The following is a 15,449-nucleotide window of genomic DNA, read 5'->3' on the forward strand; positions in this document are numbered from 1 at the left end:
TTACGCCTCCAGAACGGCTTGCATTTTCGCCATCGCCGCAGTCCACCCTGCTGCAACTTCGTCAAGAATATCGCCACTAGAGACAGCCGCCGTCTGCAGCGTTACCACCATATGCGTGCCATCCCCTTCAGGGGCGATGCCGACAGACACCTGACTGACGCCCTGCACCTGATCTTCCGACTTGATGATTTCGGTATAGATAATCTGCTCGCCTGCCACGATGTGGTGATAAACGCCCACCACCTCAGCCACGATATGGTCCCCCACCAGACAGAGCGATACGTCTTTTCCACCTACAGAGAAGTCATCTTCGGTGTAGCGGATCACGACATCATCAGATGGTGAATTCCATTTCGCCCGCTGCTCCAGATCAGCCCAGGCGGCAAACACGCGTGCCGGGCTGACGTTAAAATGTTTCTCTAAAACCGATGTTCGGTGCTGCATAAGTGCGGTCATTATTCGTCCCCTTCATTGAACATGGCGTCCATCCGGTCCAGCCGGTTCTGCCACCCTTTTTCATACTCGTTGATCCACCCTGAAAGCCGGGCGAGCGCCTTCTGATCAAGCGAGCAGATACGCTTGCGCCCTTCCTTTCGCGTGGTGATCAGCCCCCCGGCTTCCAGCACTTTCAAATGCTTCATGAAGCTTGGCAGGGCCATCTCGAACGGTTCGGCGAGCTCTGTTGCTGCCGCCTCCCCCTGCTGAAGCCTCGCAATCACGGCCCGCCGCGTTGTATCGGCGAGCGCATGAAACCCGAGATCAATCTGACTTTGCGTAGATGAATTAAAGTTAGCCATAAAGCTAAGTATCAGCGCAGCAGGCACCCGTCAAGATAGTTAGCCAATTGGCTTTGTATTGTTCGATTAGTCGTTCTGAGCTGGCACGGGCTGGACCGGCTCTGGCGCCTCAGCATCAGCCTCAGCACCTGCATCGGCTTCATCTTTGCTACCGTCCTCGGCACCAGCTTCGCTCGCAGGCTCTTCAACCATCACCTCGATCACTTCACCGTCTTCAACCGCATAGGCAGGCCTGAAGCGCGGGAAAGCGCCCGGCGCCTGATTATCCTCAGGCATGTCACGCGGCACAAACACCAGCGGATCAACCTCATCACCAATGCGAAGCGGCGCTGTCAGCAGATGGCCGACATCCAGCACTATGCCCCGTGTCGCATCATAGTTTCTGACCAGAGCATTCTCATTGAGGATGGCACTGCCCAGATGGCCCACAATATCTGGCGCTGTCAGGAAGCTTGAATGGCGCATACGGTCACCGCCCGGCACATCAGTCAGGTCCAGAACCGTGATCCCGCCCGCTTCCTGCAAACGCTCCAGCACTTCAGGGCTGGTCGGGTCTGTACCGCCGAGCCGGGAGGCCCCAGCAATCAGCCGCGAAAACCAGAGCGCGCGGTCATCCTGCGTCACCAGAATGGTGAAAGGCGGACGATCCGGACCGAGCGTTTCCATCTGTCGCCAGAACACATCCACATCGAGATCGGGAGACGCGAGGACAACATTCGTAATCTTGTCATTCAACCCGCCATTCCGGATGGAATACTGTCGAAGCGCTTCCATGGTGAGCCAGCTGCCCATGGAGTGCGCGAAGATAGTGATGTCACGCACTTCCTCGCGGTTGGCGATGCCGGTGATCAGATTTTCCAGATCATCACGTGAGTAATTCGCGCTCTCACGGTCATATAGATACCCGTTCAACCGCCCGCTGGATGGCCATGCAAACAGAACAGGTGCCTGACGCATGCCAGAGTCGAGCTTCATCTGCGCGAGGCCAAACACAGCCGCATCAAAGGTCACATTATAGCCGTGCACGAAAATCAGCACACTGCCGTCTTCGACTTGTTGCTCGAACCAGGACACAACCCGTTCGGTCGGGTTCTCGCCGATATAATCAATGCTGTTCGTGACGAAATGCTCGTTCGCATCCAGCCTTGAGCCATCATGCGGCAATTCAAGACGCCCTGTCTGGTGATCAGGTGGCGCGGCAATGTTGATGATAGAAATCTCGCCTCGCGGAGACCGCTCGCCGGAATAAACAACGCCCGGCTCATCAGAACGGGCCCGCGTTGATACCACCAGTACGCTCGCGGACTCACGCGCTTCCTCGTCGGGAACCGGCCTCACCATCAACCGGTTGTTCGGCCCCGAGATACAGGCCGAAAGGCTGAGTGCCGCAAGAACGACAGGAAAGAAACGCGAAAGCGGCGTACGTCTGAACTTCATCCCTGATCTATGCATCACCGGTGAACACTGTTCAATCGAAGAAGTTCCACACGAAGATGTTTTCAGCTTGCGCTTGTAGAGGGTGAAGACGCGGCTAATATCAACCTGCCCCGTTCTCAGGAGACGTTCTTGTCGCAACCCGAAATACGCTTCAAATCAGACCGCATTGATGCGTATCTTCGCGAACATCTGGCGCCGGATGAAAACGTTCTTTGGGTCGCTGAAAAATGTCGCGCAACCGCAGACGTGAAGACACTGTATGTTTTGCTTCTGATTTTTGTTCTCATCGGTTGGTCGATGATCACGCTGACGCCAATGTCACAGATATTTTTAGCATCGTGGCGGTCACTGTCTCTCTTTAGCATCTTAGCTCTTATGATCGCGATAGCGTGGCTCTGGCACGGAGTAGTATCGATTTGGTGCGTTGTGCGGGCGAACCGCTTCGCCTACGCCGTGACCGATGCTCGGCTCATCATTCTAAATGATTTTTTCCCACACATGGTCCGATCAGTTCCACCCGACGAGATCGAATACGTCGTTGTTCAGGTAATAGATGGCAACCAGGGCAGCATATTTCTCAGACCCTTCGTTTACACGTTCCGGCTGCACCTGTCTGGCAGCGTCATGCCAAGAAAAATCATGAATGCATCGGACATTCACATAGCCGCAAAACATCTAAACGCTCTGCTCGCGCAAAAGCAAAAGAACATCGCGCAACGGGAAAAAATCGCGCAACAGGAACAGAGTGAGGCGTCGAAACCACCCGAAACCGAAGAAGAAAAAGCTGCACGCCAAGGTCTATTCAGGACCTGGGGCTGATGCCTTCCACGCTTCGTATCCTCCTTCTTGGCAGTCTTGCCATGATCGCCTTTGCCGCCAATTCGGTGCTGGCGCGCTTTGCGCTTGTCGATGGCGCGAGCGGCGCGTGGAGTTTCACACTCATCCGCCTCATTTCCGGCGCATTGGCGCTCTCCATTCTGGTGCGCCTGAAGCTGAAAGGCACTGGCAGCTGGAGAGGGGCGGCGAGCCTGCTCGTCTATGTGGCCGGTTTCAGCTACGCCTATCTGGCGCTTGGCGCAGGCTTTGGCGCGCTGGTCCTGTTCGCCGTTGTTCAGTTCACCATGGTCGGCTGGGCTCTGAAGACAGGTGAGCGGCTCTCCGCCCTGCAATGGGCTGGCCTGATTGCGGCATTCGGTGCGCTCGTCTGGCTGTTATCGCCGAGCCTCAGTGCGCCGTCTTCCGGCCTTGCCATCCTCTCCATGATGGCCGCCGGCATGGGCTGGGGCGCTTATTCGCTGATAGGCCGGTCCAGCAAAGCGCCAACGCGCGACACAGCCGGAAACTTCCTCCGCGCCAGCCTGATCGCCCTACTCCTGACGCCTCTTGTCTTTGTCACTCAGCCCGAAGCCCTGCCGGGCAATACGGCGATTGCGGCAGCCCTCGCCTCTGGCATCATCACATCGGGTATCGGCTATGCGATCTGGTACGGCGTCCTGCCTGCCCTCGGCCGCGCTCAGGCCGGCATATTACAGCTCACAGTTCCCGCGATCGCAGCCCTTGGCGGGGTGCTTTTCCTGAGCGAGCCGTTGACGCTCCGCCTTGCCCTGTCTGCTGCGGTTATTCTGGGCGGCGTCGGCCTTGCCACGCTTCGCCGAAAGCCGCGCTGACGCCCCTTCCCAAATCAGAGCAACTGAACTAGGTTTACCCAATATCCGAGGGGCGCCGGTGCACCGGCTGAGATCAAGCCTGCCAGTTAGGAAAAGTGGGAACCGGTTTTCCGCCCGAACTGTCAGGCCACTGTAAATGAGCACCCTTTGAACCTGATCCGGTTTAGACCGGCGTAGGAACGGAGACGGCACATGCAGAGTTTCACCAAAGACCCCAAGGCCAGAGCCTTATTTGCACCCATGTTATCACCGGGTGAGAAAATCGTATGGGCCGCAAAAGGTACGGAAACACTCACGCTTATCGTCGCTGCTATGATCCTTGCAGACGTGATCATGCTCGCCCTGGCAGCCGTTTTCGCGACCGGTGCGCTGGAGGAACTGACTGCGAGAGAGGGATTAGTTATGCTTGGTTTCACGGTCCTCACTGTGATCGGGCAATTCCTTATCTTCAGAACGCGTCTGACCCGCTATTTCTGCCTGACCAATCAACGCCTGCTGAAAGCGGCCGAAGGGCACATCTACGAACTAACGAACCTTCCGCAGGCGCAGCTTTATATGCCTGAAGGCGCACGGTTTCTGGCATTCGGTGACACGGTAGAAGTCCGCCGTATCTCCGCTGAGACGACGCCGCCCAACACAAAGCAATGGGTGTTACCGTCGATTGCCGGCGTGCCAGACCTTCCTCAAATCGCGGATCACCTCACACAAACCTATGACCTGAAACGCGAGCAGAAAAGCGCCTTTATAATGCGCCTCGCTCGCCAAATTATGGAATTCTGAGACCATGAACAAACCTACTGACCAGTCCGAATTCGAGACCCCGAAAGTCACAACCGGCCCGCTGCCAGCCAGCCGCAAGGTCTACACACACCCGAAGGCAGACCCGAGCATTGCCGTGCCGCGCCGTGAGATCGACCTGCACCCGACAGCGAACGAACCGCCTGTGCCTGTGTATGACACGTCCGGCCCGTATTCAGACCCGAACGTAGAGATCAACGTCGAAAAAGGCCTGCCGCGCACCCGTACCGCATGGGTGAAAGAGCGTGGCCATGTCGAGGAATATGAAGGCCGCGACGTCAAACCGGAAGACAATGGCGGCGCGACGGGCAAATATCTTGCCCGCGAATTCCCGATCCGCAACACGCCTCTGCGCGGCACGGGCACCGGCCCTGTCACCCAGTATGAATTCGCCAAAGCCGGCATCATCACCAAAGAGATGATCTACGTCGCCGAGCGTGAAAACCTTGGCCGTCAGGAAGCGCTTGCCAATGCTGCCGAAACCGTGGCGCAGGGCGAAAGCTTCGGCGCGGAAATCCCTGAATTCATCACCCCTGAATTCGTCCGCGACGAGATCGCCAAAGGCCGCGCCATCATTCCGGCGAACATCAACCACCCGGAGCTGGAGCCGCAAATCATCGGCCGCAACTTCCTCGTGAAGATCAACGCCAATATCGGTAACTCTGCCGTCGCCTCCTCCGTTGAGGAAGAGGTGGAGAAAATGGTCTGGGCGACCCGTTGGGGCGCAGACAATGTGATGGACCTTTCAACGGGCCGTAACATTCACAACACCCGCGAATGGATCATCCGCAACTCGCCGGTTCCGATCGGCACCGTGCCGATCTATCAGGCGCTGGAAAAAGTGGACGGCATTGCCGAAAACCTCACATGGGAAGTCTATCGCGACACGCTGATCGAGCAGTGTGAGCAGGGCGTCGACTATTTCACCATCCACGCCGGTGTGCGCCTTGCCTATATCCACCTCACCGCCAACCGCGTCACGGGCATTGTCTCGCGCGGCGGGTCCATCATGGCGAAATGGATGCTCGCCCACCATAAAGAGAGCTTCCTCTACACCCATTTCGAAGAGATCTGCGAGATCATGCGCGCTTATGACGTCAGCTTCTCGCTGGGGGATGGCCTGCGTCCGGGCTCTATCGCCGACGCGAATGACCGCGCCCAGTTTGCAGAGCTTGAAACCCTTGGCGAGCTGACAAAAATCGCCTGGGCGAAGGGCTGTCAGGTGATGATTGAAGGCCCGGGTCACGTGCCAATGCACAAGATCAAGGTGAATATGGAAAAGCAGCTGCGTGAATGCGGCGAAGCGCCATTCTATACACTCGGCCCGCTTACGACGGACATCGCGCCGGGGTATGACCACATCACGTCCGGCATCGGTGCGGCTATGATTGGCTGGTATGGCACGGCCATGCTCTGCTATGTCACGCCGAAGGAACATCTCGGCCTGCCAGACCGCGACGATGTAAAAGTCGGCGTCATCACCTATCGCCTCGCCGCCCATGCGGCAGACCTCGCCAAGGGCCATCCGGCGGCGCAGGTGCGCGATGATGCGCTCTCACGTGCGCGGTTTGAATTCCGCTGGGAAGACCAGTTCAACCTCGCGCTGGACCCGGAAACCGCCCGCGATTTCCACGACCAGACCCTGCCGAAAGAGGCGCACAAGGTGGCTCATTTCTGCTCCATGTGCGGCCCGAAATTCTGCTCCATGAAGATCACGGCCGAAGTCCGCGACTATGCCGCGAACATGACAGATAATGAGAAGAAGGCGCTCAATCTGGAGGCCGGCCTCACAAGCGACCGCGCAGGCGCAGCTGCGTCGGCGACAGCCGACCTTAGCAGCGAGCAGATCAAAGAAGGCATGGCCGAGATGTCGGAGAAATATGCTGAGATGGGCAGCGAGCTGTATCTCTCGGAAGATGGTAGCAAACGTGAGGCGATTGATTAGGCATACAGTTCAATTTATTAGCCAAATCCTAATCATCGCCTCAAAGCTTAAGCTCCTTATAGCGCTATTTCGCCTTACTTTGTTTCGACTTTTTGTTCGACGACTCGGTAGGGCGACTAGCGCTTTGGGCCTCACGCTCTTTATTTTCCAAAAGCTTCCGCTCAAATGCAGCGAAGAGATCTATCCCACGTTGGTTTAAAAAACTTCTCCGCCACTGCACCCCCGCAACTTTTTCGTTACTTGCCAATCCGTGTGTTTGAAGCTTCGGAAGTAAATTAAAGTAAAAGAAAGTCTCCGCATCCGATGCCGAACCACTGTTCGACGCGCCACTGATGAGCGCATCCTTATTGAGAAAGGCGATATCAAATAAATTTCGCACTTCCTCTTCCTCGCCGCTAGCTAGGTGAGCTGGAATAATCAGATCGACGTTTCGAAGCAGCTCGACCAACTCCATATCGAGCGATGGCTTCGACATTTCCTCCGTCGGCTCTCGGTTGACTTTTAATTGCTCTACCTCATTGCGAAGTGCGTCATTTTCATCTCGTAGATTATTGATGTCTTGCAACAGCGTAGAAACGTCTTGCGCATCGCCCGCCGAAACCCAGCCCTTCAACGATGAATCCGCAGAAAAGTCAGACAAGCTTTCATATACCGCCAAGCGAACATCACTCTCATTCGAAAAAAACGACGACATTTTCATTAAAACTTTTTCTCTGAATTGCTTCAAGGCTTTAGGGTTTTCGGTCTCCATTACACTAGAGCCCTCAGTTTTTATTTTGGTCTCTAAGGCATCTTCTTTGATCACCACAGCAAACAGCCTCTTACCAGCGGCCGCGGCGTAATCATACTCTAGCTCAGTATAGCTCAGACCAGTGGTTTCTTCGATTGAACCATACCGCCCGCCAAGAATCAGCATGTACACATCAGATTCGTCGATCCATCTCTCAATGACCGTCATCTGCGCCTTATCACCCGCCGTAAACAACTCCATTCCTGCAGGAATATGACCGGCCTTTAATATTGCCAGAACCGCCGCTTGACGTTCTTGATGCAAGTCCGTGTAGGTGCTCGACACAAATACTTGAAGCTTCTTTTTCATTTCTTCCCCCTGAGAATTTCATCACCTCATATTGGAGAAAAATATATATATTCAACCTCTAAGATTTTTAGTTGGCGTCACTCCGCGACACGTAGGGTGCATTAGCCTTGGATAAATTCCGGGGCGTAACGCACCAGAAGAACCCGCCTCAATGGTGGATTACGGCGCCGCCTAATCCACCCTACAATTGACCTCACATTGTCATCCCGGAATGGCCGCAGGGCATATCCGGGACCCAGCGAAAAAAACTGGACCCCGGACCGTCGCGCGGCGATGTCCGGGGTTTCTAGTTTCCAAACAAACTTATCCTACCAATCAATCCGCGAGCCTAAACTTGGCGGATGATTACCGCGCCTGCCTCTGACACGCAAAACACCCTGCCCGGCCCGAACCGGCTGGTCGGGCTATTTCTTGCGCGCTTGCTGAGCTATCTCCTCCGCCTCCATCATGCGGGTCATACAGTCGTGCCCGCCGATATCGTCTCTATGGTGCGCTCTGCCAATGCGATGGTAGCAGCCTCCATCCGGTATCTCGCGGCCGGTCAGCTGAACGCTGCCGGATGCCCGGCTGCGGCGCAGGCTCTACGCTCAACCCTGGACAACCTCGCCCCTGCCACGTCTCACACATTTGCCGAGCCTGCCTCCCCTGCGGAGCTGATCGAGCAGCTTCAGACCACGCTAGACACCTTTGAATGCGCTGAGGCGTTGGCGCGCGAGCTTGCCTGCCTGATGCTCTGCGTGCATTGCCTCATCACCCGATGGCAGCGCGGACCTCGACATGCCCCCTCCGCCCTTCGGGCACGGTCTCGCGGACATGGATTCACAGGATCCGTGTCTATCGCTCGAAGCCCACAAACAGCCATAAGGGTTGCCCGAGGTCCGCCCATTCGCGCGCCCGACACCTGGCCACCGCACGAGCCTCACATTCGGCTCGCCGCGTAGGGTGTTATTAGCCCCGGATAAATTCCGGGGCGTAATGCACCAGAACGCCTCCCCTTCCATGGTGGATTACGCGTGCGCTAATCCACCCTACAAATCCCCACATCATTCCCCCGCGCGACAGAGCCCCCCCTCTGTGGCGATAATTGTGTTGATGTTTTTGTTAGTTTTGCTCGCCTTTGCGGTTCGCCATTCGGCTCACCCGGCTGCGCCTTCGCCTTGCTCGTATAGAGCACCCAGAACTAACGTCGGTATTGTGCGCGCCACAGCCCGACCGGGCGACGGGCGGGTAGCCCGCCCCGCCGGAGCCGCCGCGCGGCGTGAGGCGAGACACAAAACCTCACAAGCGACCGCGCAGGCGCAGGACGGTCGAGCCTGCGAGACACACGTCCGAGCACAACAAACAAAACCAGACATTGCACCGATTACCCGACAGGCGTATCTCCCTTCCATGACCGACACCACATCACGCCTCGACGAACTGGAAATGCGCACTGCCCATCAGGAGCAGACGATTGAGGACCTCAACACCGCGATTACCGAGCAGTGGAAGATTATCGAGCGTATGGAGCGCCAGCTGGCAGCGCTGCGGGACCGTGTCGCCGATGCCGAGCTTTCAGCGGGTGAGGCCGCGCCTGTCGACCGGCCTCCGCCGCATTGGTAGAGTTTTTTATCTCACGCCATTTCGCTTTGCTCACGGCTCCGATTGGGCGGGCATTCGCCCGTCGCCCAGTCGGGCTCTGGCGAGCCCAACCCAGACATTCGTCCAGGCCTCACAAGCAACCGCTTAGGTGCAACAGAGCCGTGCAAGAGAAACAATGCGCGCAGGCCAAATAAAACCCATCACCGGAATTCAGAAAAACGAAAAATAAAACCAAATAAAATTATGTATCCCGCGGGCCGGAATTTATTTTTATTTCGACCGGTGCAAAATATTAATCAGCGCCTATATATATGGAACACTGATGAGTATTTCAGCTCATCTGAAAGACCGGAACATTTTCGGCATATACGGAAACGACTCCAGAAAGACCCGCTGACCTTACCCGGACTGGCCGCTTTACCGCGCCGTCAATTGTCGCGCCCGTCTTCTGGACATTTTCGCAGCCCGCTTCCGCCCTCCTAAGGCAGACGCCGCTGCACCTCTCCGAGCCCGCGCCGTCACGTGACATGCGCGCCAGGCCCGGAAGAGCTTATCGGAGCCAAAGCTTCGATCACGAAAGACAAAGACATGACGATTATCACTTACAAAAATCCGCGCAGCCCGAACGCTGTAAAAGGCAGCCTCGCCGAGCAGGCTTTCGCGCCGCGTGCTGCAAAGCCGGTCTCTCAGCCCGCAATAATCCCGAAACGCCAGGATGCCGAGAAACGCCTACGCGGCACGCTCACCCTGTTTCACCCGGCCACGGCTGGCTGATTTGCTGCAGCCTTCAGAACATCCGGTTTGCGAAGGCTGAGCCCAACTAAAAACGCGCCCGAAGCCCAACAGGTCAGACCTGCATCAGGCGGACGGCGCAGACTTCCATTTCAGAGTGCACTGGACCCGTCTCATGAGTATCGACAAAGTTATCGAAAGCCTTCCAGGCATGTCCGCGAAAAATCGCGAGAAACTCAAATTCAACGCTGAAGCCATGCGTGACAATGGCAAGGAAGGTCAGGCAGAAAACGCCGAACGCGTTCTGCAGGCACTGATCGACGTCGCCGCTGAAGAGAAGCAGGCACGCTATGACGACCTGTCAGCCATGAGCATGGCTGAGCGCGTGCATGACGTGTTCATCACCTCGCCGGCGACCGCCACCGAAGCCAAGGCCATCACTGCACTGATCGACAATCCAGGCAAGACGGCCAGCGAACTCACTGCGATCTGCGGCTGGAAAACCCAGTCCTGGCAGACCTATTTCGGCAATATGTGCAAGAAGCGCGAAGCTGTGCTCTGGCCGGATAACGAGACAGACAGCATGACCGCCAGCAAGATGATCGGTCTTCTCGTCGACGAAAATGAAGAGGCAAGCGGCCTCACCATGAAACCCGATGTCGAAGAAATCTTCCGCAAAATGGGGCATGGCACGAAGCGCCGCCGCTCTAAAGCGGCGCGCGCTGCGGCTTAGGCGCAGGCACCGCATTGCAAACAACTTAAACCCCGGACAGCGCAGGCTCTCCGGGGTTTTTACCTTTATTATGGCTAGAATACATACTCCAGAGAGGCGCCGAATGTACGCGGCTCGGACCGGAAGGTGTTATAGCCGATAAAGCCATAGCCGGAGACGGCATAGTCTTCATCAGTGAGGTTCCGCCCCCAGAGCCTGAGCGTCACATCCGTGCCTTCAAAGCCGAGATCGAGCGCAGCCTGAAGCGTGGCAAACCCATCCTGACTACGCGCGGCGAGGCCTTCAGCATCGAGGAAATACTCGCTGCGATATTTGCCATGTACGGATGCAAGTGCAGAGATCGTATCCGTCACATCAAACGCGTAAGATCCGCCCAGCGTGAGCGATGTGTCCGGCGCGAATGGCAGCGGATTGCCATCAAACAGAGCCGCATTGCCGCCAATGTTGGAGGTCTGCTGGATTTCCGTCTCATTCAGGGTGAGCGAGCCGTTCAACGTGAGCGCATCGGTCGGGCGAAGGCTGAACTCGGCTTCAAAGCCGTAGGATTCTGCTTCGTCGAGGTTGGAGAGTGAGTTTGACGTAATCGTGCCGCCACCCGGCAGATCGAAAGAGACGAAAATACGGGCCTGCGGATTATCATAATCCAGATAGAAGGCCGCGAGGCTATAACTATAGCGCGGGTTTGGTGCGGATTTGAAACCGACCTCATAGGCCGTCACGGTTTCAGCTGCGAACAGGCCTTCATTCGCGTAATGGGCAGCATTGTTCGCGACTTCGCCGTTAAAGCCACCGGACTTGAAGCCGTTCGAAATGCTGGCATAGGCCATGCCGGCAGCAAAGTCGTAAGACAGCGCAGCGTTACCTGAGAGGCGCGTTTCGCTGATCTCGTTACCGCCAATCGCAGCGCCCAGACCGTCGCGATTATTGAAGCCGACCACGCCGTCATCAAAGATGTGAACGCCCTGCCCGTTGCCCTCAATCGTCTCGTCTGTCAGGCGCGCGCCAATGGTGAACTGCAGCGCCTCGGACAGATTAATCTGATGACTGGTGAACAGCGCGAACGTCTCGCGGGTCTGCTCGATATCAGTGACGAGCGTCGTTGCTGTGCCTAGGCTTGCTGGTGTCGGGCCTACACGTCCCGGCGCGCCGACATAGCTGCACGTGCCAAGCTGTGTGGCAGGGTCGAGCTGGCCGCACCAGATGGTGTAGCGCTGCTGGAACTCATCAGCTGAAAGCGCTGCGCCATAAAGCGCCGTGCCATAGCTCGTTTTCCCCGTCAGGCGGAGCTCCTGCGACAGCTGCACATAATCACGATTATAAGAGAGGTTCGCATTGAGGTTCTGATTGCCGAACGGCGCTGGCGTGCCATCAAAGTCGAATCCGTAATTCTGCTCATAGCCTTCAATGGCTGTGAGGGAGAAAAGCTCCCACGCGCCCAGAGTGCGGGTATATTCAGCAGACACGCCATAGAACGCGTTATCCGTTTCCTGAATGCCTTCGCCCTCGCTGGAGATTTCATGATCGCCGAGCGTCAGGCTGTCATTGCGCGGCGTCGTGTTCACGCCATTGTCTTCTTCATAGTGTGCGCTGAGGAGAAGTTCGCTGGCATCAAGATCGAAGAGGAGTCCCGCACGCAGGCCGAATTGGTCCGTTTCGCCGCCGGCAGCAGACGGGCCAGATACATTGTCCAGAACAGGGCCGCGCGAGGTGTAATTGCCCGCGACCCGATAGCTGACATTGTCTGTCAGCGTGTCACCAAAGGCGGCCGCCGCGTCATACCGGTCATAATTGCCAACGCCTATACGGATATAACGTGTCTGGTCATCAGACGGACGCGCAGAGATGAGGTTCACTGCACCGCTGGAAGCGTTACGCCCATAAAGAGTGCCCTGCGGCCCTTTCAGGATTTCAACGCGCTCAAGATCATAGAGCATCAGACCGGTCTGAACATTGGTCGCGAGGAATACCCCATCGGAATACACCGCAGCCGCTGAAGGGGTCAGCGCCTGATGGTCTACCGCGCCAATGCCGCGGATCTGGAACGCAACCTGAGTGCCGTTTGCGACAGCCGCCTCAACACCGGTGGCAAGGTCAGTCAGATCAGCCGCGCCAAGATAGCTCGACGCCAGATCAAGGCGTTCGCCATCCAGCACGGAAACAGAGGCAGGCAGATCGGAGACAGGCTGCTCGATACGGGTGACCGAAACGGTCACAGGGTCCAGACGACGATCCGCGCTGACATCATCCTGCGCGGCGGCATTTCCGACTCCAGCAAGGAGCGCGGCACTCAAAAACACGTTCAGATTTTTCATCATGGGGGCGCGTGTAATGACATTATCCCTGCGGGGCAATTGTAAATTTCTGATCATATCGATGAGCAAATTTGAACGACGAACACGCAGGAACTATACGGAAAATACTCCAGCTCCATTTCATCACACGTTAAGAGCTAGCTGGTGACATAACACGCTTTAAAGGGGACTTTCACATGACTTTTCTACGGGGAACCTGACATGATCAAACGCCTTACGCGCACCCTCTTTGTTGCCTTCACAATCAGCGCTTTAACCTTTGCTGCAATGGCGCAAACTGTGACCGTCCATAAAACGCCATGGTGTGGATGCTGCGCGCATTGGGTGGACCATCTGCGTGAGAACGGGTTCGAGGTTGAGGTCCATGAAACAGAAAGCATGACACCGATCCGCGAACAGCTAGGCGTTCCGCAGGAACTCACCAGCTGTCATACGGGCGTGGTGGAAGGATATGTTCTGGAAGGCCATGTTCCTGCGCATGAAGTCCACCGCCTTTTGGCTGAGCGCCCCGACGCGACAGGCCTCTCAGTTCCGGGCATGCCTATGGGCTCACCGGGTATGGAAACACCCGGCATGCCGGACACCTATAATGTCGTCCTGTTTTCTGACGACAGCGCAGAAACCTATGCGACTTATACGGGCGCCACGGCCATTCATCTTCGTGATTAATGCAGGAATCGCCCATTCCCGCAATCTATGGGCGCGGGGCGAAACTTATCCCCATCAAGCTACGCGCTTAAAGCAAATCAGAAAACACGTACCAGCCTGACGGTAGGGGCTTCAACATCGTCTCGATCAGCACCTGACCAAACATTTTTGCAACGGGACGCAGATTATTGCGTCCCGTCCAGTGATGTCCTTGCTAAAATTGCGTAAAACGCGTAGAGAGCGGTTATCGACATTCAGCTGATGATTTTAGCGCGACGCTCTTTCCAACTTTGCGGACCGGCTGAACCCTCTTCTCAATTTCGGTAAACTTAAAGACCGCAGACGAGGTGCGCCTCGCTGCAAACCCCCAAGGAATATACTACATGGCAACCGGCACTGTGAAGTGGTTCAATACCACCAAAGGCTACGGGTTCATCGAACCTACTGATGGTTCAAACGACGTTTTCGTACACATCTCCCGCGTTGAGTCATCTCCGCTTGGCACACTGAACGAAGGCGACCGCATCTCTTACGACATGGAACAAGACAAACGCTCCGGCAAAATGTCTGCAGGTAACCTGCGCCCAGCTGAAGACTAAGTTTCTGGTCTGAGCTCGAAAAGGAGCCGTAAAACGGCTCCTTTTCGCAAGTCGCCCGGTGCAAGCGACCGCTAAACTGCCCACGACATTTGCTTTCTGCCCAAAATATCGGACACTAGTCCGACATCAATGGGAGGGAACATTGTTTAATCATTTAAAACCAGCACTGATTGCGTCATTCAGCTTAGCGAGCGCATGCTCCACTATGCTGATTGGTCCAAGTGCATCGGCTCAATCGTCGGCGCCAGCACCAGCAGGCATGGTGGCGGCTCATGCCAATTGTCGTGTTGGCGGCGCATGTATCGATCGACGATACCGTGTATCCTCAACGCCCGTATTCGCGGTCGATGGTGTCAATGATGCCGGTGCCCCTTGCGTTACCTGGATAGCAAGCCTGCCAAACATGGTTTATGAGCTGAACGCCGACCTTTCGCAGGGGAATATCGCAAACGCTCCCTCGCACATCATCTCGATTTATTCAGATGGCGTCCAGGAATACTTCAACGCCGTCAAAAACCAACGTGACCATTGGGTTCCTACGACCTTCATTGGAAGCACGGGCGTCCGCACTGAAATGCGAAACGGATGCTTGCAAACCGTTGAGATGCCATCGAGCCGGATGGACTACGTAAACAGCAGCTCTACGCCTATCGTGAGGGCAAACGTCAACTTTCGGCGCGATGCACGAGTAGCCCTGCGGTTTCTGGAAACTGATGAAGGTAATTTGGCCGAAACGTCCCGCTATGTTTACAATCAACTCGAGGGTTACCTCCCTGAGGATCCTAACTCAATTTATCCTGCGACCCGCGTAGGTGAACCTCGCATCGAACAGATCTCACCGACTTCGTTTCAAACAACAATTAGGCGCAATAATCTGCAGCGTCGCTATCGCGCGTCAGCAGGGGCCAATAACGTCGTCAGTTTTGAGCGAGACAGCGTTTGCGAGAGCGTAAGTGACGGCCTGATTGTGGACGAAGGCCAGGTCTGCAATACAGGAATGGTTTTCACGGAATAACGATCGCCCAATCAGTGCAAATGAGAAAGAGCCGGGTTCCGGCTCTTCTCCTGCGTCTTTTGACGCGAACCCTGCCTGATATTTAA

General features: G+C 56.1%; 16 protein-coding genes and 1 riboswitch. Of the genes, 11 read left to right on the top strand and 5 right to left on the bottom strand.

Features of this window, described 5'->3' with window-relative positions:
- From P1U45_RS02210 to P1U45_RS02220, 3 genes are all read right to left on the bottom strand, one after another.
- Positions 1-456 carry an SRPBCC domain-containing protein gene (locus P1U45_RS02210; RefSeq protein ID WP_301057294.1) on the bottom strand — a complete coding sequence of 152 codons (456 nt, stop codon included), beginning with the start codon at positions 454-456 and terminating at the stop codon, positions 1-3.
- Positions 456-797, bottom strand: coding sequence for a metalloregulator ArsR/SmtB family transcription factor (locus tag P1U45_RS02215; protein ID WP_301057295.1), 342 nt, complete (start codon positions 795-797; stop codon positions 456-458). Before P1U45_RS02215 ends, P1U45_RS02210 begins: the two co-directional genes overlap by 1 nt.
- Before the next feature lie 66 nt (positions 798-863).
- Positions 864-2,234 carry an alpha/beta fold hydrolase gene (locus P1U45_RS02220; RefSeq protein ID WP_301057296.1) on the bottom strand — a complete coding sequence of 457 codons (1,371 nt, stop codon included), beginning with the start codon at positions 2,232-2,234 and terminating at the stop codon, positions 864-866.
- Between the two features lie 129 nt (positions 2,235-2,363).
- Here P1U45_RS02220 and P1U45_RS02225 point away from each other — a divergent pair, with 129 nt between their 5' ends.
- From P1U45_RS02225 to thiC, 4 genes are all read left to right on the top strand, one after another.
- On the top strand, positions 2,364-3,053 hold the full coding sequence (locus P1U45_RS02225) for a hypothetical protein (protein WP_301057297.1): 690 nt from the start codon (positions 2,364-2,366) through the stop codon (positions 3,051-3,053).
- Positions 3,053-3,901 (top strand): DMT family transporter, encoded by an 849-nt coding sequence (locus P1U45_RS02230; protein ID WP_301057298.1) that lies wholly within the window; start codon positions 3,053-3,055, stop codon positions 3,899-3,901. The genes P1U45_RS02225 and P1U45_RS02230 overlap by 1 nt, the downstream gene beginning before the upstream one ends.
- 38 nt (positions 3,902-3,939) lie before the next feature.
- A riboswitch (TPP riboswitch) is annotated at positions 3,940-4,098 on the top strand.
- The gene (locus P1U45_RS02235) at positions 4,094-4,681 is read left to right on the top strand and encodes a hypothetical protein (protein WP_301057299.1); all 588 of its coding nucleotides are present in this window, start codon (positions 4,094-4,096) and stop codon (positions 4,679-4,681) included. It overlaps the preceding riboswitch by 5 nt.
- Positions 4,682-4,685: 4 nt before the next feature.
- Entirely contained in the window at positions 4,686-6,644 is a 1,959-nt protein-coding gene (thiC, locus tag P1U45_RS02240; RefSeq protein ID WP_301057300.1) for a phosphomethylpyrimidine synthase ThiC, read from the top strand.
- A 64-nt stretch (positions 6,645-6,708) separates the two neighbouring features.
- Here the strand turns inward: thiC and P1U45_RS02245 are convergent, their stop codons facing one another.
- A complete protein-coding gene (locus tag P1U45_RS02245) occupies positions 6,709-7,743 on the bottom strand; it encodes a DUF4062 domain-containing protein (RefSeq protein WP_301057301.1) in 1,035 nt (344 codons plus the stop codon).
- 341 nt (positions 7,744-8,084) lie between these two features.
- Between P1U45_RS02245 and P1U45_RS02250 the strand changes: the two genes are divergently transcribed.
- From P1U45_RS02250 to P1U45_RS02265, 4 genes are all read left to right on the top strand, one after another.
- Positions 8,085-8,684: a hypothetical protein gene (locus P1U45_RS02250; RefSeq protein WP_301057302.1), complete on the top strand. Its 600-nt coding sequence runs from the start codon at positions 8,085-8,087 to the stop codon at positions 8,682-8,684.
- Positions 8,685-9,132: 448 nt separating this feature from the next.
- Complete coding sequence (locus tag P1U45_RS02255; protein ID WP_293607762.1) at positions 9,133-9,345, top strand: SlyX family protein; 213 nt, start codon at positions 9,133-9,135, stop codon at positions 9,343-9,345.
- Positions 9,346-9,912: 567 nt separating this feature from the next.
- On the top strand, positions 9,913-10,098 hold the full coding sequence (locus P1U45_RS02260) for a hypothetical protein (RefSeq protein ID WP_301057303.1): 186 nt from the start codon (positions 9,913-9,915) through the stop codon (positions 10,096-10,098).
- 133 nt (positions 10,099-10,231) lie between these two features.
- On the top strand, positions 10,232-10,789 hold the full coding sequence (locus P1U45_RS02265; protein ID WP_301057304.1) for a hypothetical protein: 558 nt from the start codon (positions 10,232-10,234) through the stop codon (positions 10,787-10,789).
- Between the two features lie 74 nt (positions 10,790-10,863).
- Here P1U45_RS02265 and P1U45_RS02270 read toward each other — a convergent pair whose 3' ends face one another.
- Positions 10,864-13,086 (bottom strand): TonB-dependent receptor, encoded by a 2,223-nt coding sequence (locus P1U45_RS02270; protein WP_301059278.1) that lies wholly within the window; start codon positions 13,084-13,086, stop codon positions 10,864-10,866.
- Between the two features lie 216 nt (positions 13,087-13,302).
- Here P1U45_RS02270 and P1U45_RS02275 point away from each other — a divergent pair, with 216 nt between their 5' ends.
- The 3 genes from P1U45_RS02275 to P1U45_RS02285 all read left to right on the top strand — a co-directional run bounded on the left by P1U45_RS02275 (position 13,303) and on the right by P1U45_RS02285 (position 15,363).
- Positions 13,303-13,770 (top strand): DUF411 domain-containing protein, encoded by a 468-nt coding sequence (locus P1U45_RS02275; RefSeq protein ID WP_301057305.1) that lies wholly within the window; start codon positions 13,303-13,305, stop codon positions 13,768-13,770.
- A 362-nt stretch (positions 13,771-14,132) separates the two neighbouring features.
- On the top strand, positions 14,133-14,348 hold the full coding sequence (locus P1U45_RS02280) for a cold-shock protein (protein WP_293607757.1): 216 nt from the start codon (positions 14,133-14,135) through the stop codon (positions 14,346-14,348).
- Positions 14,349-14,490: 142 nt separating this feature from the next.
- Positions 14,491-15,363: a hypothetical protein gene (locus P1U45_RS02285; protein WP_301057306.1), complete on the top strand. Its 873-nt coding sequence runs from the start codon at positions 14,491-14,493 to the stop codon at positions 15,361-15,363.
- Positions 15,364-15,449 lie beyond the last annotated feature (86 nt).

Origin of the sequence: Ponticaulis sp., assembly GCF_029210165.1 — a bacterium.
In the GTDB taxonomy this organism is placed as follows: Bacteria; Pseudomonadota; Alphaproteobacteria; order Caulobacterales; family Hyphomonadaceae; genus Ponticaulis.